The sequence below is a fragment of the Arthrobacter globiformis genome (assembly GCF_030817195.1).
GTDB lineage: Bacteria > Actinomycetota > Actinomycetes > Actinomycetales > Micrococcaceae > Arthrobacter > Arthrobacter globiformis_D.
Genome location: NZ_JAUSYZ010000001.1, coordinates 1,706,471 through 1,731,297, shown reverse-complemented (window position 1 = coordinate 1,731,297; position 24,827 = coordinate 1,706,471). Strand labels below are relative to the sequence as shown.

At 67.5% G+C, this 24,827-nt stretch carries 24 protein-coding genes and 1 pseudogene; 15 read left to right on the top strand and 10 right to left on the bottom strand.

All coding sequences use genetic code 11. From position 1 onward, the window contains the following. Positions 1-5: 5 nt before the first annotated feature. Complete coding sequence (locus QF036_RS07895; RefSeq protein WP_307100739.1) at positions 6-245, bottom strand: Trm112 family protein; 240 nt, start codon at positions 243-245, stop codon at positions 6-8. Positions 246-338: 93 nt separating this feature from the next. Further along, a complete protein-coding gene (locus QF036_RS07890; RefSeq protein WP_307100737.1) occupies positions 339-722 on the bottom strand; it encodes a DUF3499 domain-containing protein in 384 nt (127 codons plus the stop codon). A 122-nt stretch (positions 723-844) separates the two neighbouring features. Here QF036_RS07890 and QF036_RS07885 point away from each other — a divergent pair, with 122 nt between their 5' ends. Next, complete coding sequence (locus tag QF036_RS07885; protein WP_307100735.1) at positions 845-1,357, top strand: metallopeptidase family protein; 513 nt, start codon at positions 845-847, stop codon at positions 1,355-1,357. A gap of 58 nt (positions 1,358-1,415) precedes the next feature. Here QF036_RS07885 and QF036_RS07880 read toward each other — a convergent pair whose 3' ends face one another. The 4 genes from QF036_RS07880 to QF036_RS07865 form a co-directional block, all read right to left on the bottom strand. Beyond that, positions 1,416-3,098, bottom strand: coding sequence for a DUF5719 family protein (locus tag QF036_RS07880; RefSeq protein ID WP_307100733.1), 1,683 nt, complete (start codon positions 3,096-3,098; stop codon positions 1,416-1,418). Further along, positions 3,091-6,498, bottom strand: a complete 3,408-nt coding sequence (locus tag QF036_RS07875) for a glycosyltransferase (RefSeq protein ID WP_373460112.1) — start codon at positions 6,496-6,498, stop codon at positions 3,091-3,093. Before QF036_RS07875 ends, QF036_RS07880 begins: the two co-directional genes overlap by 8 nt. 29 nt (positions 6,499-6,527) lie before the next feature. Further along, complete coding sequence (locus QF036_RS07870) at positions 6,528-7,088, bottom strand: WhiB family transcriptional regulator (RefSeq protein WP_307100731.1); 561 nt, start codon at positions 7,086-7,088, stop codon at positions 6,528-6,530. 118 nt (positions 7,089-7,206) lie between these two features. Continuing rightward, positions 7,207-7,413, bottom strand: coding sequence for a hypothetical protein (locus QF036_RS07865; protein ID WP_307100730.1), 207 nt, complete (start codon positions 7,411-7,413; stop codon positions 7,207-7,209). A gap of 26 nt (positions 7,414-7,439) precedes the next feature. Between QF036_RS07865 and QF036_RS07860 the strand changes: the two genes are divergently transcribed. Next, positions 7,440-8,138 (top strand): TIGR03089 family protein, encoded by a 699-nt coding sequence (locus QF036_RS07860; RefSeq protein ID WP_307100727.1) that lies wholly within the window; start codon positions 7,440-7,442, stop codon positions 8,136-8,138. Between the two features lie 42 nt (positions 8,139-8,180). Here the strand turns inward: QF036_RS07860 and QF036_RS07855 are convergent, their stop codons facing one another. Continuing rightward, on the bottom strand, positions 8,181-8,747 hold the full coding sequence (locus QF036_RS07855) for a GtrA family protein (protein ID WP_307100725.1): 567 nt from the start codon (positions 8,745-8,747) through the stop codon (positions 8,181-8,183). Between the two features lie 196 nt (positions 8,748-8,943). Here QF036_RS07855 and QF036_RS07850 point away from each other — a divergent pair, with 196 nt between their 5' ends. The 6 genes from QF036_RS07850 to QF036_RS07825 all read left to right on the top strand — a co-directional run bounded on the left by QF036_RS07850 (position 8,944) and on the right by QF036_RS07825 (position 15,762). Next, the gene (locus QF036_RS07850) at positions 8,944-10,137 is read left to right on the top strand and encodes a 5-(carboxyamino)imidazole ribonucleotide synthase (RefSeq protein WP_307100723.1); all 1,194 of its coding nucleotides are present in this window, start codon (positions 8,944-8,946) and stop codon (positions 10,135-10,137) included. Then, a complete protein-coding gene (gene purE, locus QF036_RS07845) occupies positions 10,134-10,721 on the top strand; it encodes a 5-(carboxyamino)imidazole ribonucleotide mutase (RefSeq protein WP_307100721.1) in 588 nt (195 codons plus the stop codon). Before QF036_RS07850 ends, purE begins: the two co-directional genes overlap by 4 nt. A gap of 8 nt (positions 10,722-10,729) precedes the next feature. Continuing rightward, positions 10,730-12,388 carry an LCP family protein gene (locus QF036_RS07840; RefSeq protein WP_307100719.1) on the top strand — a complete coding sequence of 553 codons (1,659 nt, stop codon included), beginning with the start codon at positions 10,730-10,732 and terminating at the stop codon, positions 12,386-12,388. 58 nt (positions 12,389-12,446) lie between these two features. After that, positions 12,447-13,697, top strand: coding sequence for a mannose-6-phosphate isomerase, class I (gene manA / locus QF036_RS07835; RefSeq protein ID WP_307100718.1), 1,251 nt, complete (start codon positions 12,447-12,449; stop codon positions 13,695-13,697). A 5-nt stretch (positions 13,698-13,702) separates the two neighbouring features. Beyond that, on the top strand, positions 13,703-14,662 hold the full coding sequence (locus QF036_RS07830; RefSeq protein WP_307100716.1) for a lipid II:glycine glycyltransferase FemX: 960 nt from the start codon (positions 13,703-13,705) through the stop codon (positions 14,660-14,662). Between the two features lie 158 nt (positions 14,663-14,820). Beyond that, on the top strand, positions 14,821-15,762 hold the full coding sequence (locus QF036_RS07825; RefSeq protein WP_307100714.1) for an endonuclease domain-containing protein: 942 nt from the start codon (positions 14,821-14,823) through the stop codon (positions 15,760-15,762). Between the two features lie 112 nt (positions 15,763-15,874). Here QF036_RS07825 and glpX read toward each other — a convergent pair whose 3' ends face one another. Continuing rightward, positions 15,875-16,912 (bottom strand): class II fructose-bisphosphatase, encoded by a 1,038-nt coding sequence (gene glpX, locus QF036_RS07820; protein WP_307100712.1) that lies wholly within the window; start codon positions 16,910-16,912, stop codon positions 15,875-15,877. A gap of 206 nt (positions 16,913-17,118) precedes the next feature. On the opposite strand from glpX, the gene QF036_RS07815 reads away from it, so the two are divergent. The 4 genes and pseudogenes from QF036_RS07815 to QF036_RS07800 form a co-directional block, all read left to right on the top strand. Further along, positions 17,119-17,787 carry a DUF4245 domain-containing protein gene (locus QF036_RS07815; RefSeq protein ID WP_307105833.1) on the top strand — a complete coding sequence of 223 codons (669 nt, stop codon included), beginning with the start codon at positions 17,119-17,121 and terminating at the stop codon, positions 17,785-17,787. Between the two features lie 9 nt (positions 17,788-17,796). Then, complete coding sequence (locus QF036_RS07810; RefSeq protein ID WP_003797999.1) at positions 17,797-18,411, top strand: carbonic anhydrase; 615 nt, start codon at positions 17,797-17,799, stop codon at positions 18,409-18,411. Between the two features lie 87 nt (positions 18,412-18,498). After that, the gene (locus tag QF036_RS07805; RefSeq protein ID WP_307100710.1) at positions 18,499-19,926 is read left to right on the top strand and encodes a class II fumarate hydratase; all 1,428 of its coding nucleotides are present in this window, start codon (positions 18,499-18,501) and stop codon (positions 19,924-19,926) included. A 94-nt stretch (positions 19,927-20,020) separates the two neighbouring features. Next, positions 20,021-20,284: pseudogene (locus QF036_RS07800) on the top strand (MFS transporter); the annotation flags it as partial. A gap of 116 nt (positions 20,285-20,400) precedes the next feature. On the opposite strand, the gene QF036_RS07795 reads toward QF036_RS07800, so the two are convergent. Further along, entirely contained in the window at positions 20,401-20,952 is a 552-nt protein-coding gene (locus QF036_RS07795) for a prepilin peptidase (RefSeq protein WP_307100707.1), read from the bottom strand. A gap of 59 nt (positions 20,953-21,011) precedes the next feature. Here QF036_RS07795 and QF036_RS07790 point away from each other — a divergent pair, with 59 nt between their 5' ends. The 3 genes from QF036_RS07790 to QF036_RS07780 all read left to right on the top strand — a co-directional run bounded on the left by QF036_RS07790 (position 21,012) and on the right by QF036_RS07780 (position 23,167). Continuing rightward, positions 21,012-21,824 (top strand): hypothetical protein, encoded by an 813-nt coding sequence (locus QF036_RS07790; RefSeq protein WP_307100705.1) that lies wholly within the window; start codon positions 21,012-21,014, stop codon positions 21,822-21,824. A 65-nt stretch (positions 21,825-21,889) separates the two neighbouring features. Continuing rightward, positions 21,890-22,447: a hypothetical protein gene (locus QF036_RS07785; RefSeq protein WP_307100703.1), complete on the top strand. Its 558-nt coding sequence runs from the start codon at positions 21,890-21,892 to the stop codon at positions 22,445-22,447. Positions 22,448-22,513: 66 nt separating this feature from the next. Further along, a complete protein-coding gene (locus tag QF036_RS07780) occupies positions 22,514-23,167 on the top strand; it encodes a GNAT family N-acetyltransferase (RefSeq protein WP_307100701.1) in 654 nt (217 codons plus the stop codon). A gap of 81 nt (positions 23,168-23,248) precedes the next feature. On the opposite strand, the gene QF036_RS07775 is transcribed toward QF036_RS07780, so the two are convergent. Further along, positions 23,249-24,685: a PhoH family protein gene (locus QF036_RS07775; RefSeq protein ID WP_307100700.1), complete on the bottom strand. Its 1,437-nt coding sequence runs from the start codon at positions 24,683-24,685 to the stop codon at positions 23,249-23,251. Positions 24,686-24,827 lie beyond the last annotated feature (142 nt).

The window sequence follows — 24,827 nt, the reverse complement described above, 5'->3', positions numbered from 1 at the left end:
GGGTGTTAGGCGGTGGGGGCGGCCGCTGCGGGGCCGGCGTCGTGCTGGTCTGACCGGGCGGCCGAGGCTGCGGCGCGGAGTTCCGGGGGAAGCAGCAGCGGAATGCCGTCTTCGATGGCGTACCGCAGCCGTTCGCCGCCCTCCGCCGCCGAGGTTGAAACGAGTTCCTCGCCCTCCTGGGTCAGAGCCGATCCGGTGACCGGGCACCGCAGAACGGACAACAGTTCAGGACTGATCTTTGGCATGGTGGATGCTCCCTGCTGGGCACAAGCGCTGTGGCTGACGGATTTCAGCTTCCAGCCTACCGCCAGTTCGGTATGAGGAAGGTTTGTGCAGAATTAGGACGGTTCGCGCAGGATGCGCAGGTGGCCGCGGCGTGTGCCTTCGGTTGCGGCGGGTGCCTCCAGCGCCGAGTGCGCGGCGCGCTGGCCCGGAGCCGGGGCCGCCGGGCGGGACGCTGCCTCACGGACGGCGTCGGCCAGGGCGAGAAGGTCGTCGGGGCCGGGCTGGGGCGGCTGCGAGGGCATGGCGAGGCGGAGCACTTCCCAGCCGCGCGGGACGGTCAGCGAACCGGCATGCTGCTCGCAAAGGTCGTAGCAGTGCGGCTCCGCGTAGGTTGCCAGCGGGCCGAGGACGGCCGTCGAGTCCGCGTAGACGTACGTCAGAGTTGCCACCGCTGACTGGCGGCAGGCTGACCTGGAACACTGACGTATTGCACCCACGAAAACACAGAATACTCTGCCCCAGGCAGATTTCCCGACATTGACGGACGGCCCGCGCCACGGCAGCGCGGCTCCGGTCCGGTTATGTCGCGCAAATCATTCGGCGGGTCTAAAGTCTGTATATGCAGTCATCGCACCATGCTTCGGGTTTCACGGTCCGGTTGGCTGACCCGGAAACGTCTGGGGACGCCGCCGGGGTCCCCGCTGGCCGGAGCTTCACGCAGCGCCGGCGCAACCGGCACGGCCGCGGCCTCCGGGGCGAACTGCTGCTGCCCACACTCCCCGGCTACCGAAGCCGCTCGGACCGGTTTGATGAACTCGTCATGGACTCAGCCCAGCGGCTCCATGACATCTGGGGCAAGCCGCTCGACGGCGTCCGGTTCGCCGTCGACGAGATCCCGCCGAACCTGGAACAGCTGGTGGCCGACGGCTCGCCCGCTCCCCTGGGCTGCTACACCCCGGCCACCGAGGACGAGGGCCCCATCATCACGCTGTACCGCCGCGTGGTTGAGCAGGCCTGCCCCGTCAAGGAGGAACTCCAGGACCTGGTGCATGACGTGGTGGTGGAACACACCGCCGAAATGCTGGGCGTCGCCCCGGAAACACTGGACCCGGTGTACCGCCGGCGTTACTAGGCCGGGTTTTACCACTGCCGCTGCCAGGCCGGGTTTTTGCCGCCGGCGAACTCCGCGGCTAGTAGCCCAGCGTCACCGGTACTTTTTCCTGGCCCTCTGCGCCCGGAGCGATGGCCACGGTGGAAACATCGTTCCGGCCTTCCCGTTCCAGCAGCACAGTGCCGTACGCCGCTCCGCCGGAGGCGGACACCACGTATCCGACGACGGCCGAGTTGCCGATCTTGTCGGCTGCCATGAGGGTTGTGGTGGTGCCGGCCGCGATGTCCGCGGTCGCCGCGGTGCGGAGTTTCCCGTCGGCCGTGATCGGCGTGTAGGAAATGGTGGCCCTGTCGTCCAGGGCGCCGAAGACCAACTGCCGCTCACCGCCCTGGGGAAGCGGGACTATGTGCTGGCTGCCAAGCTGGGCGGTGGCCGGCAACCATGCGAAGTCCAGGCTCTGGCTGGCCTTCAGGCCCCGGCTCACGCGCGCGGCGGCCACGATGCTGACGTCCGACGTGGCGGAAACGGTGTACTTGCCGGCAGGAACGCCCGCCAGGGGCACTTCGGTGACGGTGCCGGCCTTGGCCGTGACAACGCCTCCGCCCGGGAGTGCCTGCTGCCCGGCGCGGCCAAACAGCTTGACCTCCACGACTGCATCCGACGGGCCGGGAACGGTGATCTGCAGCGACGGTCCGGCGTCGTCAAAACCCGATTCGCCGGTCAGTGACTTCACGTCCCCGGCATCCTGGATGTCGATGCCTGTCATCACCTGGGACGGAGCCGCGGAGATCCCCGGTGCGATGAAATCCACGCCGCCGGAGGTCAGCCCACGCAGCACGCTCTGCTGAATGAAGGCGCTGACGGGCCCGCCGGAGCTTCGGACGTGCACGCTCAGCCGTTCTTCACCGGGTGCGAGACCGGCCAGGACGATTGAGCGCGTCGACTTTGGTCCCACCAGCAGGCCGCGGCTGCCCGAGGCCTTGACCTGGCCGGCTTTTCCGTAAAGCTCAAGGTTCACCGTTGCAGGGGTGGTGGAGGCATTTGTGAGATTGATGACGCTGCTGCGGCCCACCGCGGTGTTGGCGCCGCTGAGCCACAGGTCGTTCGAGGGCGCCTGGCAGGCGGCCGCCGCCGATCCCTGCAGGTCCCCGTCCGTTGCCGTGTAGGCCATGAGGGCTGCCGCCGCCGGCTGCCGGTTGGCGAGGGCGTCCGCGGACAGCACGCTGACGTCGTCCACGGGTTCCTCTTCGATCACCCCGGCGATCACTCCGGAGGAGCCTGCGGGAGCCGTCGCCGAGGCGGGAGCCTTGGCGATCCGCTGCAGCTCGGACCCCTTCAGCGCGAAAAGCGCGCTGCCGGGAAGACTGCCGCCCGCCGAGCTGACCACCGCCGCGGACACGGTACTCTTGGCCGTGGCGGATTCGGGGCTGAACTGGGGGTCGGTCCCTACCGGCGTTCCTTCGAGGAGCCGCGCCGGGGCAGGGCAGACGTCCTGGACGCTTCCGGCCGGCACAGCCGCTTCCGCCGGATCGAGCGACCTGGCCGACGACGGCTGCGGCGCCAGGGTGGTTGCCGCTACAACGCCGCCGCCAGCGGCGAGGATGACCACACCGGAGAGCACCCCCGCCACGATGCCGCGGCGGCCGGCAATGCGGCTGGCACCGCTGGACCGGGGTCCGGAAGCGTTGCCTCCAGTAGCCCGGACTACCGGTCCGCTGCCCCGCTTAGCCGGAGTCCCGCCGTCGTTCTCTTCCTCATGCATTCTGGTATTCCTTACGCAGGGAGCCTTCGTCCCTGGACAGGCCGGTGTTGGGGCGCCGGGCCGGCATCGGAAGCGCCAGCAGGACTGTCAGGCCAATGACGGCGGCCTGGAGGACGCCCGACCAGAGTGCCCACGGGCTTTCGTAGCGGAGTGTCACCTGGCCGGCCTGCGGGGGCAGTGTGAACGCTTGGGACCAGCCGGAGGTGGTGGAGGTCAGTTTGCGACCGTCGAGCCAGGCGGTCCAGCCGGGATCTGCGCGTTCGGCGAGTACCAGCAGCCGGCCCTCAGGCCCCTTCGGCACCGAGGCTTCGGCGCCGGTCAGATCTGACGGAACGAGGCCGATCGTGGCGCCCTTGGTGTCGACGATGCGTACACGATGGGCGACGTCGGCCGGCTGCAGCACCGCGCCGTTAAGCGGGGTCACACGCCAGAGCCAGCCCGAATCGGTGGGCCCCACGGCCGTCAGTCCGGGAACCGCGTCCATCCGGCTGGCGGTCAGCTGCGCTGCCGTGTCCGCGGCGCGCAGGACGACGAATCCGACGCCGAGCCGCTCCAGTTCGGGCCGCGGGTCTACGCCGCGGGCAGCCACCAGGGTGGCCACGCTGGTGCGCAGCGCCGCGGTGACTTCGTCGTCGTCGCGGACCGATTCCTGCCCGGGATTGCCCCTGATGTCCCGGGCGGCCGCGATGGTTGAGAGGCTGTCCAGTGTGGTGCCCCCTCCGCGCATGAGGGTGGCACTGTACGTTCCGTCGTCGCCGGTGCTGATCAGCAGCGTTCGGGTCTGCTCCGGCCCCTCGCCGCGGTCCACCGCGGTAGCGGGCAGCATCCGTGGGTCCGTGGGGCCCACGAGCCGGGGCGTCCCGAGGTCTGCCGTGTCAGCGTGGACCGCTGCGTCGGCGGGCTGCTGCATGACATTCTGCACGGTCCAGACCGCCAGCCCGGCCAGCGGCCCGGCGAGCAGGAGCACCAGCGCCAGCGCCGCAGCACTGCGGGCCACTGCGCCGTGCCGCACTCCCGCGCCAGCGGCAGTGCCCGGGTTCACGGTGTTCTGGTTCACGGCGTTCTGGCCCCCAGCGCCCGGGTTCACAGTGCCCTTGCCGGAAGCGGCAAGCGCCAGCAGGCCGTCACCGCCGACGACGGCGGCCCCCAGCAGGGCGAACACGGCAGCGGAAACGGCCGGACCGGTGAAAGGCACAATGAGCGCCTGGGTGCCGGCCGCGGTGGCGACGTGCGCTGCCAGCCATCCGCCAGCCAGCGCAAGCAACGCCGCTGCCCAGAGGGCCCTGGCGACACGCCCGCGGCGGTCCGGGTGGACCCGCAGCGGAACAAAGAGCGCGGTAACGGCCAGCGCCAGCAGCGGGGCTCCGATCAGGAGGGCCAGCAGCAGCGCCCAGGGAACGGAGCCGCCGGAAAAGAGTTCCAGCCCGGCGAGACCGCCGGCGGGGTCGAAACTGAGCGGCTGGCCCAGGATCTGCTGCCACACCGGAGCAGCTTCGAAGGGCAGCGGCAGTCCAGGGTCGGCCAACAGCGCCCTGGGCCGGTCGAGGGTGGACAGCGCAAACGGCACAAACAGCGCAGCGCTCGGCAGGAGCGCCCACCAGATCGTGCGTCCGCGTGTCCCCAGCACCAGGCTCAGGAGGATGATGCCAACGGCGGCCGGCAGCAGGAGCGACGGGGCGGCAGCCGTGATGACCGCCAGCGCCAGCCCGGCGGCCGCGGCTGCCGTCCACGACGGCGTGCCATTGACGCCGGGCTTGGCTGGCGGCTGGTCCGCGAGACTGCCCGCCAGAACGGGGGCGAAACGGCCGCGTCCGAACGCGGAGCCGGTAGCCCGCAGCAGTGCGAGGACCAGCAGCGGCATCATGAGGTGCGCCAGCAGGGCTCCGATGCGCCCATGGTTGACGGCCACCTGCAGGGCGGGCGCCGCGGCCCAGACCAGGGCAGCCGCCAGCCGGAAGCGGCGGTAGGAGGTCAGGGCACCGGCGGCGAACCAGGCAGTCAGGCCGGAGAGCGGCATGGCCAGCAGAAGGAGCCAGATGACGGCACCGTTGGCGTTGCCTCCGCCCAGCAGGCCGAGGATCCAGAGGACGTAGCCGAAGGGGTCGCCGTGCCCCGGAAGTCCGGCGCCCAGTCCGATCCACCAGCTGGAGGCGTGGTGCCAGATGTCCTCCAGGCGGGCTGAGACCGGCAGGAGCGCTCCGCCGGCGGCGGCGTCGGCCTGGAAAAGCGCGGCAAGGCCGGCGAAGGACGCCACGGTGGCAAGGATCACGGCGGCGACGGCACCGTTGCCCACCCAGCCCCGCTCGTTCGTGGACAGGGCTGCGAAGTCGTCCGTCGAGTCGCCGCTGGGCTGCTCCTCCAGCGGATCGTTGCTGTCCTCGGAGGCCCGGGCGTCGTCCGCGCCAAGCGCTTCCATCAGGGAGCGTCGGTGGCCCCACACTTCGCGCCGTTCGGTCTGCAGGGCTTTGACCACGGACCGGCGGACGCGGCGGGTGCGGGCAGCGTTGCGCCGTCCACGGGCGAGGGCGGCGGGCCTGGCGAGGGCCGCCGCCGTGGCCAGGAGTTGCGAAAAGCCGTAGCCGGGATCCTTCACGGCGATGCTGAAGACCAGCCGGAGGAGGCTCCCGAAGAGGGCGCCGGCGGCGTGCAGCGGCAGCGCCCACAGCGGGGCGTGCTTTAGCCGCAGGTGGACCTGTGCGCGGCGTGCGGCCGAGGCCGTGCCAAGCGCGTGCGGCCGGTGGGAGACGTGGAACATCCTCGCGCTGGGGACCACCACCACCCGGTGCCCGGCCAGCCGGTTCCGCCAGCAGAAGTCGACGTCGTCGCCCGTGCCGGGAAGCGCGGGGTCAAACCCTTTGAGGTGCTCCCAGATGTCCCGCCGAACCAGCATGCCGGCGGAGTTGACGGCGAAGGTGTCGGAACGTCCGTCGTACTGCCCCTGGTCGAGTTCGTCCGCCTCGATCAGCGTGAGCCGCTCGGCCCAGCGGCTGGTGGAAAGCCCGACGTCGATGAGGCGCCGTTTGGCGTTCCAGTCCAGTTGCTTGCAGCCCGCGACCGTAACGGAGGGGGCACGCTCCACGGCGTGCAGGAGTTCGGCCAACGCCTCGGGGGCGGGTGCCGCATCGTCGTGCAGCAGCCAGATCCATTCGGACTGGTCCTGCGTGCCCCGCCGGTTCCAGGGGGCCAGGGCGGCCAGGCCGGCCCGCACGGCGCCGCCCATTCCCGTCCTGCCGCCATTGACGGTTATGACATTGGCGTCGCCGATGGCGCGCTGCAGGAGGGCAGCCGAATTGTCCTGTGAGCCGGTATCCACCCCGATCACGGTGTCCGCCGGCCGGGTCTGTGCCGCCAGCGCTGAAAGTGTCCTGGGCAGATAATCACTGCCGTTGTGGGCGATCACAACGGCAGTGACGTGTACTTCCTGAAGAATTAGACTGCTCGCTTCCTCAGCCGTCGGCGCTCACGCTCGGAGAGGCCACCCCAAATCCCGAACCGTTCGTCATTCGCCAGTGCGTACTCCAGGCACTGCGACCGGACGCTGCACGCTCCGCAGACCTTCTTGGCGTCCCGTGTGGAACCGCCCTTTTCCGGGAAAAAGGCCTCCGGATCTGTCTGGGCGCACAGCGCGTCGGTCTGCCACCCAAGCTCGCCTTCGTCGTCGAAATCCTGTCCCAGCGGCAACCCGATCCACACCGGCTGGGCCAGGGTGGAGGGTCCAGGATTCCGGATCTCCATGGGGGGATCAAGATCGTCCTCGTCCTGCTCCGGCCGGCCGGCCAGCAGGGACTCGTTCTGGAGGGCGTCATGCTGGGCCAGGAAGGCCGTGGCCTGGTCCTGCAGCGAGGCAGACGTGTCCTTGTTGTACCGCTCCGCGGCGTCCGGATCAGCCGGATCTACGTACCAGTCGCTGGGTACCCCCCGAGACCTGTACTTTGCTGTGGCCTGGCCGGCCATAACAGCATCATCATGCATACGCTCCGCTTGCCCCATGGCGTCCCCTCCTGAGTAGTGCGGCCCCCGGCCCCGACGTTCAGGACACTACGTGGTGTTCCCGAGAGTTCGCCGCGGCTTTTCGATATCTAATTACACGCGTGTAAGTAGGGGGGAGTCAAGCCGCGACGGAATAATAATCAATGCCGGGCCCGATCAGCAGGCGCGCCACGCCCGGGAATTTTTTTCCCGCGCCGCCCGGCGCCCGCCCGGAATTTGACAGCAAGCTTAGTATCCCGTCCGGCGCGCGTGCAATTCCGGCAATTCTGCCGCCGGTCGGGTGGTTAAGGCAAAGGACGTTACAAAATGTTGTGCCGGAGATCACGCCAAAAGGCGTGGCAAGATGAAGCCATGAACATCCCGGCCACTGATCTGATGACGGCCCTGCGCTCGGGCCACTCCACCTCACCGCGCCTGACCTGGTACGGCCCGGACGCGGAGCGGGTGGAACTCTCCGGGCGCGTGCTGGACAACTGGGTCGCAAAGACCAGCAACCTGCTCCAGGACGAACTCGACGCCGAGCCGGGAATGCGGCTGCGGCTGGACCTGCCCGCACACTGGAAATCCATTATCTGGGCCCTCGCCGCCTGGCAGCTGGGTATGGAAGTGGTGCTCGGACCCGGCGACGCGGACCTGCTCGCCACGTCCGAGCCGGACGCCGCAGAGGACGGGTTCGACGCCGTCGTTGCAGTTCCGCTGCCTGCCCTGGCGATGCGATGGCCGGGCGACCTGCCCGCCGGAGTTCTCGACTACGCCGCGGAGGTCCGCTCCCACGGTGACGTGTTCATGGCCCACAATGACCCCGACCCGGGTGCTCCCGCGGTCCGCAGCTCAGAGGGGGCAGCCGTCCGGCATGAGGCCCTCCTGGCGGAGTTTGCCGCGGGCCACGAGCCGAGCGCGAGGCTCCTGGTGCGTGCGGCCGACGGCCTCGAGGCGGCGCTGGCCAACGCCCTTGGCGCGTGGAAGAGCGACGGTTCGGTGGTTCTGGTCCATGGCGATGTGGAGCTGACGGAGAAGCTTCTGGCAGCCGAGCGCATCCACGGCGAGTGAGCTGCCAGCCCGGCCGGACGGAGCTAGACCGGAAGGCCGGGCCTAGCTTGGCCGGACGGGCCGCTCGGGGTCATCAACGTCCGGTTCCAGGACACGCTCAGCCGGCTGGGCGGAGTGGTGGTGCACCTCGATGATCTCGTGGTCGTGCGCGAACTCCGGTTCCTGGTCCAGTTCCTGGTTGAAGACGAGGAACCGGTAGGCGAAGAAGCGGACAACCGTTGCCACCAGAATGCCCACGACGCCAGCGGCGAAGAGCATGTTCTTGTCCGTGACGCCCAGGGAATACTTGGCGAGGGCCGTAAAGCCGGTGGAGATGCCGATGCCGATGCCGTTGATGAGGATGAACATCAGGAATTCACGGAGCACGTTGGCCTGGCGGCGGTGCCGGAACGTCCAGAGACGGTTGGCGATCCAGGAAAAGACGGTGGCGACGCTGGCGCCCACAAAGCGGGCCTTGGCCTCGCTGTCCGTCATGGGTCCGTGCATCAGGTAATAAGTCAACCCGTTGTCAATGACAAACGCCACACCGCCCACGGCACCGAACTTCGCCACCTCGCGCCAGAAAAGCGAGGCGAGTCCCCGGATGCGCTCTGCAAGTGTGTTAATCATGACCCTCCGTGGCCGTCTGAATAGTGGGGGCCGTTGGGCCAAGCTTCCATTTTAGCGCCGTTTCCCGGGAGTAACCTCAGTGCGTCCCTGCGCCGGACGGCCCCATCCGCAGCTGCGCAGCCGAAATCGGGCGACTTGGGGAGCTTCACAGCCATGAAAGACAGCAACCGCGCTCCTTTTCTGTAGGCTGGAACATGTGACTTTTCCAGTAATCGGCGTGGTTGGCGGCGGCCAGCTTGCGCGCATGATGGCCCCCGCCGCCACCGCCCTGGGCTTTGAACTCCGTGTTTTGGCTGAAGGCGAAGACGTATCCGCAGTCTCCGCCGTCCCCAATGCCCCCGTGGGCGACTACAAGGACCTCGCGGCCCTGATGGAATTCTCCAAGGGCCTGGACGTGATGACCTTTGACCACGAGCACGTCCCGGGCGACCACCTCTATGCCCTGATCGAAGCCGGAGTGAACGTCCAGCCCGGCCCGGACGCGCTGGTCAACGCCCAGGACAAGCTGGTAATGCGCGCCGCCATCGACCGCCTCGAGCTGCCCAATCCCGAGTGGGCCGCAGTGGACGACGTCGCCGGGCTGGTCAGCTTCGGGGACCGGATCGGCTGGCCCGTGGTGCTCAAGACCCCGCGCGGCGGCTACGACGGTAAGGGCGTGCGGATCGTCGGTTCCGCCGAGGAAGCCGCAGAGACCGCCGACTGGTTCGAGGCCATGAGCCCGCTCCTCGCGGAGGCCAAGGTCGAGTTCAGCCGCGAACTCTCGGCACTCGTTGCCCGCACTCCGGACGGGGCGTCCCGCGCCTGGCCGGTGGTCCACACCATCCAGGTGGATGGCGTCTGCGACGAAGTGATCGCCCCGGCACAGAACATTTCGCTTGAGGTGGCTGCGGCCGCCGAGGAGGCGGCCCTCCGGATCGCGAATGAACTTGGCGTCACCGGCGTCATGGCCGTGGAGATGTTCGAGACGCCCGGCAGCGGCGTCGGCTTCCTGATCAATGAATTGGCGATGCGGCCCCACAACACCGGGCACTGGACGCAGGACGGCTCCGTCACCAGCCAGTTCGAACAGCACCTGCGGGCGGTCCTGAACCTGCCCCTGGGCGCGACTGACGTCCTCGGCCAGGTCGCCGTGATGAAGAACTTCCTGGGCGGCGACAACCAGGACCTCTTCTCCGCCTTCCCGGCGGCGCTGGCGGCAGAACCGGCCGCCAAGGTCCACTGCTACGGCAAGTCCGTGCGTCCCGGCCGAAAGATCGGGCACGTCAACCTGGTGGGCGCGTCCGCTGCGGACGTTGATTCCCTCCGCCAGCGGGCCACCGTTGTGGCGAACATCATCCGCGACGGCAGACTGCCGGCCGCGGCATCAGGCACCATCGAGGAGACCCCATGAGCCACGAATCCGCTGCAGCCCCGGAAACCGGTGCCCCCGCTCCCCTCGTAGGCCTCGTCATGGGCTCGGATTCGGACTGGCCCGTCATGGAGGCTGCGGCCGATGCCCTGGCCGAGTTCGGCATTCCGTTTGAGGCGGATGTTGTCTCCGCCCACCGCATGCCCACGGAGATGATCCGCTACGGACAGACCGCGCACGAGCGCGGCCTCCGCGTGATCATTGCCGGCGCCGGCGGCGCCGCGCACCTGCCGGGCATGCTGGCGTCAGTCACTCCCCTGCCCGTGATCGGTGTTCCGGTCCCGCTCAAGACCCTGGACGGCATGGATTCCCTGCTCTCCATCGTGCAGATGCCCGCCGGGGTCCCGGTGGCCACGGTCTCCATCGCGGGGGCCCGGAACGCAGGCCTGCTCGCCGTCCGCATGCTGGCGTCCGGCACTGATGACCTCTCCGCCCGCCTCCGCACGGAGCTCCTGGACTTCGCCCAGGAACTCAATGATGTGGCGAGCCGGAAGGGCGCCAACCTGCGCCAGAAAGTCAACGAAGTCTTCTCCGACGCAAACGTGGCTCTCCGGAGCGGCCGGTAGGGTCTGCGATGTCCAACACCGACCTGCCGTCCCAGGGCCCGCTGACGGATCCCGTCCGCAACCCGTCGAGCGCTGCTGAACCTGTCCGGACCAAGCGCGCGTTCCTGCTGATCCTGCTCACGTTGCTGGTGCCCGGGAGCGCCCAGATCGTGGCCGGCGACCGCAAGCTTGGCCGGATCGCCTTGCGCGTGACGCTCAGCGCCTGGCTGCTCGTGGTCCTTGCCCTGGTACTGCTGTTCACCAACCGGACCCTGCTGATCAACATCATCACCAATCCGGTTGCGTCGCTGCTCATCGTCCTTATCCTTGCCGCGCTGGCAGTGGGCTGGCTGGTGCTGTTCGTCAACACCCTGCGGCTTATCCGGCCGGTGTTGCTGCCCACCCGGATGCGGCCCGCCGTCGTGGTTGTCCTTGTCCTCGCCATGGTGGTGAGCAGCGGATCGCTGGGGTACGCCGCCTACCTGCTGAACGTCAGCCGGAATGCCATCGGCAGCATCTTTGCCGGCGGGCCGGCCATCGACCCGGTGGACGGCCGCTACAACTTCCTCATGATGGGCGGCGACGCCGGTGCAGACCGGACCGGCCGGCGCCCGGACAGCCTGTCGGTGCTCAGCGTGGACGCCAAATCCGGCCAGACAGCCATCATTTCCGTGCCGCGCAACCTGCAGAACGCCCAGTTCAGCGAGGGTTCGCCCATGCGGAAGATCTATCCTGAAGGCTACAACTGCGGCGACGAATGCCTCATCAACGCGATCAACACCGAGGTCACGAACGAGCACAAGGACCTCTACCCCGGTGTCGCCGATCCCGGAGCGCAGGCCACCCTGGAAGCGGTTTCGGGCACGCTCGGCATCACCGTGCAGGCGTATGTGCTGGTGGACATGGACGGCTTCGCGAAGCTGATTGACGCGATGGGCGGCATCCGGATCAAAGCCGGCGGCTGGGTGCCCATCAGCGGCGACATGATTGACGAGGCCAACGGCATCCACGGGATGCCCCTGGGCTGGATTCCGGCCGGAGAACAGAAGCTGGACGGCTACCACGCCCTCTGGTACGGCCGGTCCCGGGAATTCGTGGACGACTACGCCAGGATCGCGCGGCAGCAGTGCGTCCAGCAGGCCATGCTGAAACAGCTGGACCCCGCAACGCTGCTGGCGAAATTCGAGGACATCGCCAACGCCGGCACGAAGGTGGTGGACTCCAACGTCTCCGCCAGCCAGCTCGGCAGCTTCGTGGATCTGGCCATGAAGGCCAAGGGCCAGGACATCAAACGGCTCACCATCGGCCCGCCGGACTTCGACGCGTCCTTCTCCACGGTGCCCGACTTCGACCAGATCCATGACCGGGTCAAGAAGCTGCTCGCGTCCGCCAGCTCCGAATCGTCGCCGGCCGCCGCGCCGGGGGACCCCGCGTTGGAGGACACGTTGGTGCAGTCGGGTTCCGTGCCCGGCAGGCTCTCCGCCGCAGGCGCGGCAGGTCCCCTGGCGGGCCTTCCGGCCACCACCCCCTCACCGTCACCATCGTCGTCGTCGGACTTCACCCCGGTGACCACCACCCCTGAGGGGGAACCGATCACGGAAGCGATGCTGAACCAGTTCAAGCGTGAGGGCAACGAGCAGGCTATCCGCGACCTCGTGGCCACCAACGGCCAGTGTGCACCGCTTTGAGCAATAGCCGCAGCACGCTTTGAGCAATACGTACATCAAAAAAGGGGGAACACCAGGCGTGTACCAGATAGAGAATGTCCTGCGGCCGTATGCCTGGGGATCAACGACGGCGATAGCCAGCCTGCTCGGCCGGCCGGAGTCCGGCGGTCCGGAAGCCGAGCTGTGGATCGGTGCCCATCCTGACTCGCCGTCAGTGGCCATCCGGCCGGACGGCACGACGACGCCCCTGGACGCACTCATCGGCGAGGACCCGGAACATTTTCTGGGCGCGGCTTCGGTGGCCGAGTTCGGTCCGCGGCTGCCGTTCCTGGCTAAGCTCCTCGCCGCCGCCAAGCCGCTGTCGCTGCAGGTGCACCCGAGCCTTGAGCAGGCCCGGGCCGGTTACGCCCGCGAAAACGCCGCCGGCATACCGGCCGACGCAGCAAACCGCAATTACCATGACGACAACCACAAGCCGGAGATGATCTTCGCGCTGACTCCGTTCGAGTCGCTGTGCGGTTTCCGGAAACCGAAGAAGTCCCGCGACATCTTCCTCCACCTGGCCGGCTGCCTTGAGCTCCCCGGGAACGGTGTCCCGCAGGTTCTGAAGGACGTCATTGACGACCTCTCGCAGCCTGAGGAGGTGACGGCGCTGAGGTCGGCCTTCGAACGGCTGATCGCCGGGGGCGAGGCCGTCAGGGAAGCCACGTCCCGGGTGGTCGACGCGCTGGCCTCGGGCGCACCCCTGGCCCCATACCAGCTCGAGCTTTCCACGGTACTGAGCCTCAACAGCGAATACCCCGGCGATCCCGGCGTGCTGATCTCGCTCCTGCTGAACCGGCTGTCCCTCAAACCCGGTGAGGCCGTGTACCTCCCGGCCGGCAAAGTCCACGCCTACCTGCACGGCCTCGGCGTCGAGGTGATGGCGTCCTCGGACAACGTGCTCCGCGGCGGACTGACGCCCAAATTCATCGACATTCCCGAGCTGCTGAACACGATCGCCTTCGAATCGGTGGACGTTCCCATGCTCCAGCGGGAAACCTCCGAACTCGGACAGGAACTGTACTTCCCGCCGTTCCGCGAGTTCCAGCTCCAGCGGATCGAACTGCAGCCGGACGGCGAGCCTGTTCCGCTGGCACAGTCGGGCGCCGCGGTGGTTATCGTCGTTGCCGGTTCCGTGATCCTTGACTCGCCGAAGGGCGACCTTCAGCTGGGCCACGGCGCAAGTGCCTTCCTGCCGGACACCGACGCTCCCGTCAACGTCCATCCCGTGTCCGGGGCCACGGAGAACGCCGTGGCCTTCGCCGTGACCACCTCGATGAAGGCCTGACCGCTGTGGAGTATTTCCTGCAAACGAAAGCCTGGGAGGACTTCCAGAAGTCACTGGGACGCCACGTGCACCGGCAATCCGGTCCCGGCTGGAGTTTCCTGGCCATCGAGGAAAAGAACCCCGCGGGCAAGGTCCTTTATGCGCCCTATGGGCCTGTGGCCGAGTCGGTTGAGGCGTTCGACGCCGCACTGGTGGCCCTCCGGGCACTGGCGAAGTCCTGCGGCGCCGTCTTCATCCGGATCGAGCCGGTGACTGCGGGTCTCGATCCTGAGGGCGCGCCCGAGGCACTGCGGAGCCGTGGCCTGCAGCCTGCCCCGGTCAACCAGCAGCCCGAACTCAGCTGGATCGTGGACCTTGACCGGGACTTCAAGGAGGTCCTGGCGGAGATGAAGCCGGTCAACCGCAACCTGTACCGGAACATCCATAAGAAGGGCGTCACGTTCCGCAGCACGCAGGATCCCGAGGACATCCGTGTGCTCCTGAACTTCCTGCACATGACGGCACGGCGGAACGGCTTCAAACCGCAGAGCGACGAGTACCTGACGCAGGTGGCCCAGTCCCTGATGCCAGCAGGCGCGGCCACATTGTTCATCGCCGATCTGCACGGTGGCCCGGTGGCGGCAGCGCTGGCCTACGATTCGGCGGACACCCGGACGTACGCCCACGCGGCCATGGATGACACCCACCGCAAGCTCAGCGCGGGCATTCCCCTGCTGGTGACGCTCATGGCCGATGCCCAGGAGAAGGGCCTGAAGCACGTGGACCTGTGGGGCGTGGCCCCCGCCGACCAGCCCGACCACAAGTGGGCAGGGTTCACCGCGTTCAAGAAGTCCTTCGGCGGGCGCGAGATCGCCTACCCCGGCACCTGGGACCTGCCCGTCAACCGGCCCCGCTACGCGGCCTACCAGGTGGCCCGCAAACTCCGCGACGGCATCAAGGCCCTCATCAAGCGCCCCACCCCCTGAGCGCGAACGAACACTTAAGCCCCACCCCCTGAGCGCGAATGGACACTTAAGCCCCGCTGCCCGGAAATTTCCGGGGCTCAAGTGTTCGTTCGCGCTAAAAGCAGGGATGCTCCTGTGGATAACGTCCAATGGACTCTTCGACCGTTGCACACTGAAGCATGGGTCTCTCGCCGCTTCCCCGTGACTTGCTCGGAGGATCATTCACTTCATCCCACGCCGCTGCCGCGGGGGTGTCCCGGCGGCGTCAGCGGAAACCTGATGTAGCCATTCCTTCACGCGGGATCCGCGTTCCACTGCAGGGGGATGCGACGACTCCGGCGAACCTGCGCGCCTACACTGCGCTGGATGACAAGTCCACCCTCACCCACCACTCCGGCGCCCGCATCTGGGAGTTTGGCCTTCCTGGCTGGATGCAGGAGGACTGGCGGATCCATGTTGCCCGTGACCGGGACGGAAGCCAGCCGCGGCGGCGCAACGTGATTGGTCACCGGATGACTTTCAAGCCCGGCGAGGTGGTGATGCACCACGGCGTCCGGGTTACCTCACCGGCCAGGACGTGGCTTGATCTGGCCGGCCTTCTCAGTGTTGATGAGCTGATCGCCGCAGGAGACTCGGTGGTGGTTGCCCACGGGCCGGACTTCCCGAAACCAAGGACTCCCTTGGCCACGATCGATGACCTGCGGCGCATGATTGCGGCGCACCCGGGCATGCGGGGCATGAAGACGGCGCGGCTCGCACTCTCCGAGATCCGCGTTGGGGCTGACTCCCCGCAGGAGACCAGAATGCGCCTGGTTCTTGCCCGCACCAAGCTTGGCGAACCAGTTCTAAACCATGTGATCCGCAATGGTTGGGGCCAGCCCGCGGTCTGGCCCGACGCCGCCTATCCGCAATACCGACTCGCGCTGCAATACGACGGCGCGCACCATTCGGATCCGGTCCAAGCCGCCCGTGACAGGAAGCGTAAGGAAACCACGGAGCGCCTCGGCTGGACCGAGCTCAGAATTTTCAAAGATGACCTCGACGGTGAGAAGCCTTTCGTTCTCGAGAAGGTCAGGGCAACGCTGCAGGGGCGGCTTCGGCGCCAGGCATCGGGAACCTGAGCGTCGATCGGCTCGCAAACAAGCGCGAACGAACACTTGAGCCCCGGATCCATGGCGGATGCGGGGCTCAAGTGTTCGTTCGCGCTAGGAGGGCGCTGGGAAAGCGGAGGGGCTAGCTCTTGCGGGCGTAGCCTTCCCACTTGCTGGCCTGGTGCTCGCCGTCCACGAAGCGGATGGTGCCGGACTTGGAGCGCATGACGATTGACTGCGTCAGGACCTTCTCCTTGTTGTAACGGACGCCGCGGAGGAGATCGCCGTCCGTGATGCCGGTGGCGGCGAAGTAGCAGTTGTCGCTGGTGACGAGGTCATTGGTGGACAGGACCCGATCGAGGTCGTGGCCGGCGTCGATCGCCTTCTGCTTCTCGTCGTCGCTGGTGGGCCACAGCCGGCCCTGGATCACGCCGCCCAGGGACTTGATGGCGCACGCCGCCACGATGCCTTCCGGGGTTCCGCCGATGCCCATGAGGGCGTCAACGCCGGTGCCGGAACGGGCAGCCGCAATGGCACCTGCAACGTCGCCGTCCATGATGAACTTGGTGCGCGCGCCGGCTTCACGGATTTCCTCGACCAGCGGGCGGTGGCGGTCACGGTCCAGGATCATGACGTTGAGCTGGTTGACCTTCACGCCCTTGGCCTTGGCGATCAGGTGCAGGTTCTGCTTGACCGGCAAACGCAGGTCAACCATGTCGGCGGCTTCAGGACCGGTGACCAGCTTCTCCATGTAGAACACGGCGGAGGGGTCGAACATGGAGCCGCGCTCGGCGACGGCCAGGACAGCCAGGGCGTTGTTGATGCCCAGTGCGGTCAGGCGGGTTCCGTCGATGGGGTCGACGGCGACGTCGCACTCGGGGCCGGTGCCGTCACCAACCTGTTCGCCGTTGAACAGCATCGGGGCTTCGTCTTTTTCGCCTTCACCGATGACCACGACGCCGTTGAAGTGGACGGTCTGAAGGAAGGAACGCATCGCGTCGACGGCCGCGCCGTCCGCCTTGTTCTTGTCGCCGAAGCCCACCCAGTGGCCGCCGGCGATTGCCGCGGCTTCAGTGACGCGGACAAGTTCAAGGGCGAGGTTGCGGTCCGGCTCGTCAATTCCGACGGCGAGCGACGGGGAAAGCGTTGAGTACTTCTGGGTGATGGACGCTGGTGACACGTGAACCTCTTCTTCGAGTGGCGATCATTGGACCCGCAAGGCCTGGGTCGACCATCGCGGTGATTCCTCTGTAACTGATCATAGTCGCCGCCGCGGGACCCTGGGCGGCGAATGACCCCGCCTCGTAACGCACGGCCGGCCTCACCGCTGCCGCCTTCGAATGTGAGTTCGGACCCCGCATGGGCGACTATAGAAGGGTGAGTGATATGCAGGACCAGTCCGCCCCTTCGAGCCGCGCGCAGGCTTCCACCCCCTCCCCAGCTACGGCCAGCCAGCCCGTCAAGCCGATAATCCCCGCGGCTGCCGCAAAACGGGCGAATGCCTCGGTGATCGGAATGATCATCGCCCTGCTGGTAAGCGTCGCTGCGTTCCTGCCTATCGTCCTGATGAATCCGTCCCCGAAGTCGGACGGCTTCCGGCCCAACATCGACGTCAGCGCCGTCGCCAGCAACGCCAAGGGTGTGGCGGGATTCACACCGGTGGCCCCCGCGGCGGGTGACACATTCCGCCCGAATTACGCCCGCTGGGCGGCGGCCTCGGGCACGGGCGTCGCGGCTTGGGAGGTCGGGTACGTGACCCCGAAGGAAAAATTCATCGGCCTGACACAGACCAGCAAGGCCAACCCCACCTGGCTCGTGCAGCAGACCAAGAGCGCCCCGGTCACCGGCACCCGCAACGCCGGCGGCAGGGAATGGGAACTCCATGACACCGGCAAGGGCGAAAAGAGCATGGTGCTCGCCTACCGCGGTTCCACCGTGGTCCTGGCGGGAGACGCCAACCTGGAGGAATTCGCGGTTCTGGCTGCCGCCGTCGTCAAGTCCCTGGAAAGTAACCCTGCTGTCACCGTTTCCCCCTCGGCGAGCCCCGCACCGTAAGGTGGGGCCGTGACAACTTACCTGACTCCTGCCCTGGCCTGGCGCCGTCTGCGCGAAGGCAACGAACGCTTCGTAACCGGTGAATCCTCGCACCCGAACCAGGACGCCTCCCGGCGGTCCTCGCTGGTGGAGAACCAGCACCCTTTCGCGGTGATCTTCGGTTGCTCGGACTCGCGGCTCGCCGCTGAAATCATTTTCGACGTCGGACTCGGCGACGTCTTCGTCGTCCGGACCGCGGGCCAGGTCATTGACGACGCAGTCCTGGGCTCACTCGAGTACAGCATCGGCGTGCTCGGCGTGCCGCTGATCGTGGTGCTCGGCCACGACAGCTGCGGCGCGGTCAGTGCCACGAAATCCGCCGTCGAAACCGGCCAGATGCCTGTGGGCTTCATCCGCGACCTCGTGGAGCGCATCACGCCGTCGGTCCTCACCTCCCTGCGGAACGAGCAGACGGAGGTCAACGACATGGTGGTGGAGCACGTCAAGCAGACCTCCCAGCGCCTCGTGGACAGCTCACGTGTGATTTCGGACGCAATCGAGTCGGGCCGGGCCGCGGTCATCGGGCTCTCGTACAGCCTCGGCGAGGGCCACGCGGAGCTTGTTTCCGGAATCGGGGACCTCTAGAAGCGGGCTGAAAGCGCCCGGGCGGGCCGTCTGTAGCAAGCCGTTCACGGTTTTCGATGCGGCGCCCGGGCGTCCTAAGCTAGCCCCATGACTTCCACTGAAGAGTTCCGCATTGAACATGACACGATGGGCGAAGTCCGCGTCCCCGTGAACGCCCTGTACCGCGCGCAGACGCAACGTGCAGTCGAGAACTTCCCGATCTCCGGAAAAACCCTGGAACGCGCCCACATTGAGGCGCTGGCCCGGGTCAAGAAGGCCGCTGCCCAGGCCAACGCTGAACTGGGTGTGCTCGACGGCGAGCTGGCCAAGGCGATCGCGGACGCTGCCGACGAGGTGGCCACGGGCAAGTACGACGGCGACTTCCCCATCGACGTTTTCCAGACCGGTTCCGGCACGTCCTCGAACATGAACACCAACGAGGTCCTCGCCGAGCTGGCGTCCCGCGCCCTGAAGGCTGCCGGCAGCGACAAGGTGGTCCACCCCAATGACCACGTCAACGCCTCGCAGTCCTCCAATGACGTGTTCCCCACCTCCGTCCACGTTGCAGCCACCTCGGCCCTGATCAACGACCTCATCCCGGCCCTCGGCTACCTCGCCGAATCGCTGGAGCGCAAGGCCGTTGAGTTCAAGGACGTCGTCAAGTCCGGCCGCACGCACCTGATGGACGCCACCCCGGTCACCCTCGGCCAGGAATTCGGCGGCTACGCCGCGCAGGTCCGTTACGGCATCGAGCGCATCAACGCCGCGCTCCCCCGCGTGGCCGAAGTGCCCCTCGGCGGCACCGCCGTGGGCACCGGCATCAACACCCCGGCAGGCTTCCCGGAGCGCGTCATCGAACTGCTCGCCACCGACACCGGCCTGCCGCTGACCGAGGCCCGCGACCACTTCGAGGCCCAGGCCAACCGCGACGGCCTCATCGAAGCGTCCAGCCAGCTGCGCAACATCGCGATCTCCTTCATGAAGATCAACAATGACCTGCGCTGGATGGGCTCCGGCCCCAACACCGGCCTCGGCGAAATCGCCATTCCGGACCTGCAGCCGGGCTCCTCGATCATGCCGGGCAAGGTCAACCCCGTCATCTGCGAGGCGTCCATCATGGTCTGCGCCCAGGTCATCGGCAACGACACCGCCATCGCCTGGTCCGGCACCAACGGCGCCTTCGAACTGAACGTCGGCATCCCGGTCATGGCCGCCAACCTGCTCGAGTCTGTCCGCCTGCTGGCCAACACCAGCCGCGTCATGGCAGACAAGATGATCGACGGCATCACCGCCAACGTCGAGCGCGCCCGCTTCCTCGCCGAGGCGTCGCCGTCCATCGTTACCCCGCTGAACAAGTTCATCGGCTACGAAAACGCCGCCAAGATCGCCAAGACCGCTGTCAAGGAGGGCTTGACCGTCCGCCAGGCCACCGAGAAGCTCGGCTTCGTCGGCGACGGCGAAGGCAAGGTTTCCGAGGCCGACTTGGACAAGGCACTGGACGTCACCACCATGACGGCTCCGGCCCACAAGGCCTGATTTACAAAAAGTACGACGGCGGCCGCCCACCTTCTGTTGCGAAGGCGGGCGGCCGCTGGCGTTCTCTGTCGGGCATGACCGGCAATTTGGCCGCGTCAACGCCTACGTCGACTCCCTTGCGCCGGTGTTCTCGTACCTCGTCCCGTTCATCGCCGTCGCACTGATCCTGGCCATCACGCTGAAGCAGATCCCGCTCTCGGACACCGCAGGCATGGTGGCGCGCGGCGAGGAAGCCGAGCTTCTTGAGGCCGCCCTGCGCGAGGCCGCCGTTCGTGAACCGGCAATGCTCGAACCGACAGTTCGTTCCGCTGACGGTGTGAAGGACGACGACGGTGAGCTGGCCGGCCAGCGCCGCTGACCTGCCGCTTGGCACGGCTTTGGTGGGCCCCGGGGCATGTGCCCCGGGGCTCAAGTGTGCGTTCGCGCCGTGCCCCGGGGCTCAACTGTGCGTTCGCGCCGTGGTTGGGGTGCCAGTCAGGCAGGCAGTAGGACCATCGCCGCGGCCGCTCCGGCCAGCATGAACGGACCGAACGGAATGGCCGACTTGAGGGTTCCGCGCCGCAGTGCCAACAGGCCGATGCTCCAGAGGCCGCCGAGCAGGAACGCGGCGAACGTCCCTGCGAAAACATGCGGCCAGCCGAGGTAGCCCAGGTACAGCCCCAGGACACCGGCGAGTTTCACGTCCCCGAACCCCATGCCGGGCGGGTACACCAGCCGCAGCACAAAGTAGAAGAGCCACAGCACCGCTCCCCCGGCCGCAATCCTCAGTGCGGGTACGCCGAAAAGGCGGGCAGCGCCGTCGGGCAGCCCTGAGGGGTCCGCCGCCGCGAGCGTCACCACCGCCCCTAGCAGCAGCACACCGGCTATGCCATAGGAGGGAAAAACAATCCGGTTCGGCAGAAGGTGGTGCCGGACGTCGATGACAGTGAGCCGCACCGCCATCACGGCGAAGTAGGCGCACGCCGCCAGCAGCAGCCAGAATGCCGGCGGTGCCGCTTCCCACAATTCGGCAAGTCGTTGGATCACTCTCGGATGCTACTGGATTCGCCCGGCCTGCCGCTGGGGGCCGCGCGTAAACTGTGGATATGGGGACCTGGGACGCCAAACACCGGCAGGAACACGGCGGCGGTGCGACGCCCGCGTCGGCCGCCTCCTTTCGCAATCTGTGCCGCTCGTCCCCGTGGAAATGGCAGTCCCTGCGGTTCGAATACACCGAATTTCCAGGCCGCGACGTTCCAGGCCGCGACGGTCCCGGCGGCGGCATTGTCCGCGCCTGGCTGCGCCGTCCCGGCGCCCTCCGCCTGGAGTCCGGCGACGGCACCTTGCTCGGCAGCACCACCGGCATCAACGACTCCCGCGACGGCCTGTACATCAGCGCCACCCGGAAGTCGTGGCTTCTTCCTGCACATCTGGTGACGCCGGTCTACGACGACGGCGGGCTGGTGCGGCGCCGTCCGGAAGCCGCGTACGGCGAACCCTCCTTCGGAAACGGCCGGTTTGCGGCTGCACTGGATCCGGTGGAACTGGCGGGCAACGCCCCGGTGCCGCTGGAGTTCCCCAACGCGAACGCCGTCGAAGTGCTGGAGCCGGTTCAGGAGGTGGCGCACGAAGGCCGCCCGGCGCTGGAAACCGTAGTCTCACCGAACCCCGGGTACCGGCCGCTGGATCCGGCAGCACCCCTCTGCGGCCCCGGCCGGACCAGGATCCGCCTCGATGCCGGGACCGGCGTGTGCGTGGTTGCCGAGCCGCTCGACGGCGGGGGTCAGCTTCCAGGGCACCGCATCCGGATCCTGGCCGTGGACGAGTACATGCTTGATGATCTTTTTGTGGCCGAGCCGATGAACCTCACCGATGTGCGCGAGCACATCCAGTGGCCGCTGCGGCCCAACCCGGCCTAAGGGGCCACCCGGTATGCGGGGGTCTGTGCAGGCTTTTCCCAACCTGCCGGCCGCAAACTCGTGGCATGTCAACCACGGCTCCAGACGTATCGGCACCACCTGACACGGCCGTCACCGGCAGGACCGGTACGCGGCGCCGCAGGAAGTTGCTGCTGATCCCGCTCTCCCTGCTCTGCGCCCTGGGACTCGTGCTGGGATATCTCTTCCTCACCGCCAAGCCGGAGGCCAGCACTCCCCTGGGCGCCAGCGCGGTGATCCCCGGCGGAACGGCCCGGGTCAACGGCGTCATTCCGCTGGAAAAAGACGGTTGGCTTCCGCCGGAACGTGTCCAGGTGCTGGACGAGGGCCCGTCCGCGGGTACCCACCGGGTGCGGATACTGGTGCAGTTCACCGCTCTTGAAGGTGAAGGCGTCGCAGTGGATGCGTCGCAGTTCACGGTGACGGGGCTTGGTGCCAGCAGCCTCCGTCCGCTGTGGACCTCACCCGGCAAGACACAGCTCCCGCAAGGCGATTCAGTCGACGCCACCATGGTCTTCGAGCTTCCCAACCAGGCGATTGCCCTGGTCCTGGAGGGGCCCGGCAACACCCGGCTGTCCCTCGGGCTGTCGCACCACACCAGCTGACAGCGGCGGTCCCGCCAGACGCGGGCTGCGGGCGCTTGTGGTGCGTCCATCGGCTAGGCTTCCGGCATGACCGAGCTGATCTCCGTGTGGCCTCCGTTCGCGCTCACCCTGGCCACTCCCCGGCTCACACTGCGGCCACTGCGTGACGACCACATCCCCGCGGCTGTTGAAGCGGCTGCCAGCGGCATCCACGACGAGGGCCGCAATCCGTTCAGCACCCCTTGGACCTCGGTCCCCGCCGACGAGCTGGGACCCAACATGGCCCGCTGGTACTGGCAGTGCCGCGCCGCCTCCACACCGGACTCCTGGACACTGACGCTGGGCATCTGGCACGACGGCACCTTCCTCGGGTGCCAGGACATCGCAGCGCGGGACTTTTCGGTTCTCCGCACGGTCACCACCGGATCATGGCTGCGGAGGAGCGCCCAAAGCCGCGGCTTCGGCAGGGAGATGCGGGCCGCCGTCGCGCTTTACGCCTTTGACTGGTTTGGCGCCGATGTCTGCGAATCCGAAGCCGCCGACTGGAATGCAGCCTCCCTGGGCGTCTCCCGCTCGCTCGGCTACGAACTGAACGGCCTGACCCGCATGTCCTGGGGCGGCAGGCAGGAAACAGTCCAACGGGTCCGCCTTACGCCGGCAACCTTCCGCCGCCCCGAATGGCACCTAAAGGTGGAAGGCCACGAACCCACGGCGAAGTTCCTGGGAATCCCCGCTGGTTGAGCTTGGTTTCGCTCCCCACCCAACGGCGAAGGGCCGTGGCCCTGCGAACCTGGCCACGGCCCTTCCGACACCCGTGCTTAGTTACGCCCCTTCGAGCAGGTCCGTGACGAGCGCCGCGATGGGCGAGCGTTCTGACCGGGTGAGGGTGATGTGGCCGAAGAGCGGGTGGCCCTTCAGGGTTTCGACGACGGCTGCGATGCCGTCATGCCGTCCGACCCGGAGGTTGTCGCGCTGGGCAACGTCGTGGGTGAGGACGATCTTCGAGTTCTGCCCGATCCGGCTCATGACGGTGAGCAGAACGTTCTTTTCGAGGGACTGGGCCTCATCCACGATCACGAAGGCATCGTGGAGGGAGCGTCCGCGGATGTGGGTCAGCGGCATGACCTCCAGCATGCCGCGGTCCATGACCTCCTCCACGACTTCCTGGCTCACAAGAGCGCCCAGGGTGTCGAATACCGCCTGCGCCCAGGGGTTCATCTTTTCGGCTTCCGAGCCCGGCAGGTAACCGAGCTCCTGGCCGCCCACGGCGAAGAGGGGGCGGAAGACGATCACCTTGCGGTGCTCGCGGCGCTCCAGTACCGCCTCGAGGCCGGCACACAGGGCAAGCGCCGACTTACCGGTGCCCGCACGGCCGCCCATGGACACGATGCCCACCGACGGGTCCATCAGCAGGTCGATGGCGAGCCGCTGCTCCGCGGAGCGCCCGTGGAGGCCGAAAATGTCGCGGTCCCCCTTCACCAGGCGGACCTGCTTATCGGCACCGACACGGCCCAGGGCCGAGCCCCGGCTGGAGAGCACCACAAGGCCGGTGTTGACCGGCATCTCGGCGGCCGCCGGGATGAAGACCGGCTCGTGGCCGTACAGCGTGGAGATCTCCTCGTCGCTCGCATCGATCTCGGCGACGCCGGTCCACCCGGAATCCTTGACGAGCTCGTTGCGGTATTCATCGGCCAGCAGGCCCATGGCCGAGGCCTTGACCCGCATGGGGAGGTCCTTGGACACCACGGTGACGTTGCGTCCCTCGTTGGAGAGGTTCTTGGCGACGGCGAGGATGCGGCTGTCGTTGTCCCCGGCGCGGAAGCCGGCCGGCAGGACTTCGGCCGAGATGTGGTTCATCTCGATCATGAGCGTACCGCCGGCGTCACCCAGCGGGATGGGCCGGTTCAGCCCCCCGTGCTGGATGCGAAGGTCATCAAGGAGCCGGAGCGCCTTCCGTGCGAAGTAGCCGAGTTCGGGGTCATGCCGCTTCCCTTCAAGTTCGGTGATCACCACGATCGGCACAACGACTTCGTGCTCCGCAAACCGCAGCAGGGCGCGGGGGTCGGAGAGCAGAACGGAGGTATCGATGACGAAAGTGGAGACTGATGGCTGGGATTCAGTCTGTGGGCCGGAAACAGCAAGACCGGCTGCGGCGTCTTTCGTGTCCGCACCGGTCTTTGAATTGGCTCGCTTGGCGCGAGAGGTAGCCTTCTCACCCTTGTCCGTGATGACGTCGGGCAGTTGTTCAGAAATAGCCACATCGACTCCAGCCCCGGGGCACATGCCCGGAATTGTTATTGGTGAGGCGGATTGGCCACGAGGCCGGATCCGGCCTCCCATACAGCCGGTGCGAAAAATCGCTCCATGTACTGGCCTCCCCGATCAGCCGGCGGTTTGCCTG

Coding starts and splice junctions, on each gene's coding strand:
- QF036_RS07895 (WP_307100739.1), bottom strand. CDS start 245: ATGCCAAAGATCAGTCCTGAACTGTTGTCCGTTCTGCGGTGCCCGGTC.
- QF036_RS07885 (WP_307100735.1), top strand. CDS start 845: ATGCAGTCATCGCACCATGCTTCGGGTTTCACGGTCCGGTTGGCTGAC.
- QF036_RS07880 (WP_307100733.1), bottom strand. CDS start 3,098: ATGCATGAGGAAGAGAACGACGGCGGGACTCCGGCTAAGCGGGGCAGC.
- QF036_RS07870 (WP_307100731.1), bottom strand. CDS start 7,088: ATGGGGCAAGCGGAGCGTATGCATGATGATGCTGTTATGGCCGGCCAG.
- QF036_RS07860 (WP_307100727.1), top strand. CDS start 7,440: ATGAACATCCCGGCCACTGATCTGATGACGGCCCTGCGCTCGGGCCAC.
- QF036_RS07855 (WP_307100725.1), bottom strand. CDS start 8,747: ATGATTAACACACTTGCAGAGCGCATCCGGGGACTCGCCTCGCTTTTC.
- purE (WP_307100721.1), top strand. CDS start 10,134: ATGAGCCACGAATCCGCTGCAGCCCCGGAAACCGGTGCCCCCGCTCCC.
- QF036_RS07840 (WP_307100719.1), top strand. CDS start 10,730: ATGTCCAACACCGACCTGCCGTCCCAGGGCCCGCTGACGGATCCCGTC.
- QF036_RS07825 (WP_307100714.1), top strand. CDS start 14,821: ATGGGTCTCTCGCCGCTTCCCCGTGACTTGCTCGGAGGATCATTCACT.
- QF036_RS07815 (WP_307105833.1), top strand. CDS start 17,119: ATGCAGGACCAGTCCGCCCCTTCGAGCCGCGCGCAGGCTTCCACCCCC.
- QF036_RS07805 (WP_307100710.1), top strand. CDS start 18,499: ATGACTTCCACTGAAGAGTTCCGCATTGAACATGACACGATGGGCGAA.
- QF036_RS07790 (WP_307100705.1), top strand. CDS start 21,012: ATGGGGACCTGGGACGCCAAACACCGGCAGGAACACGGCGGCGGTGCG.
- QF036_RS07785 (WP_307100703.1), top strand. CDS start 21,890: ATGTCAACCACGGCTCCAGACGTATCGGCACCACCTGACACGGCCGTC.
- QF036_RS07780 (WP_307100701.1), top strand. CDS start 22,514: ATGACCGAGCTGATCTCCGTGTGGCCTCCGTTCGCGCTCACCCTGGCC.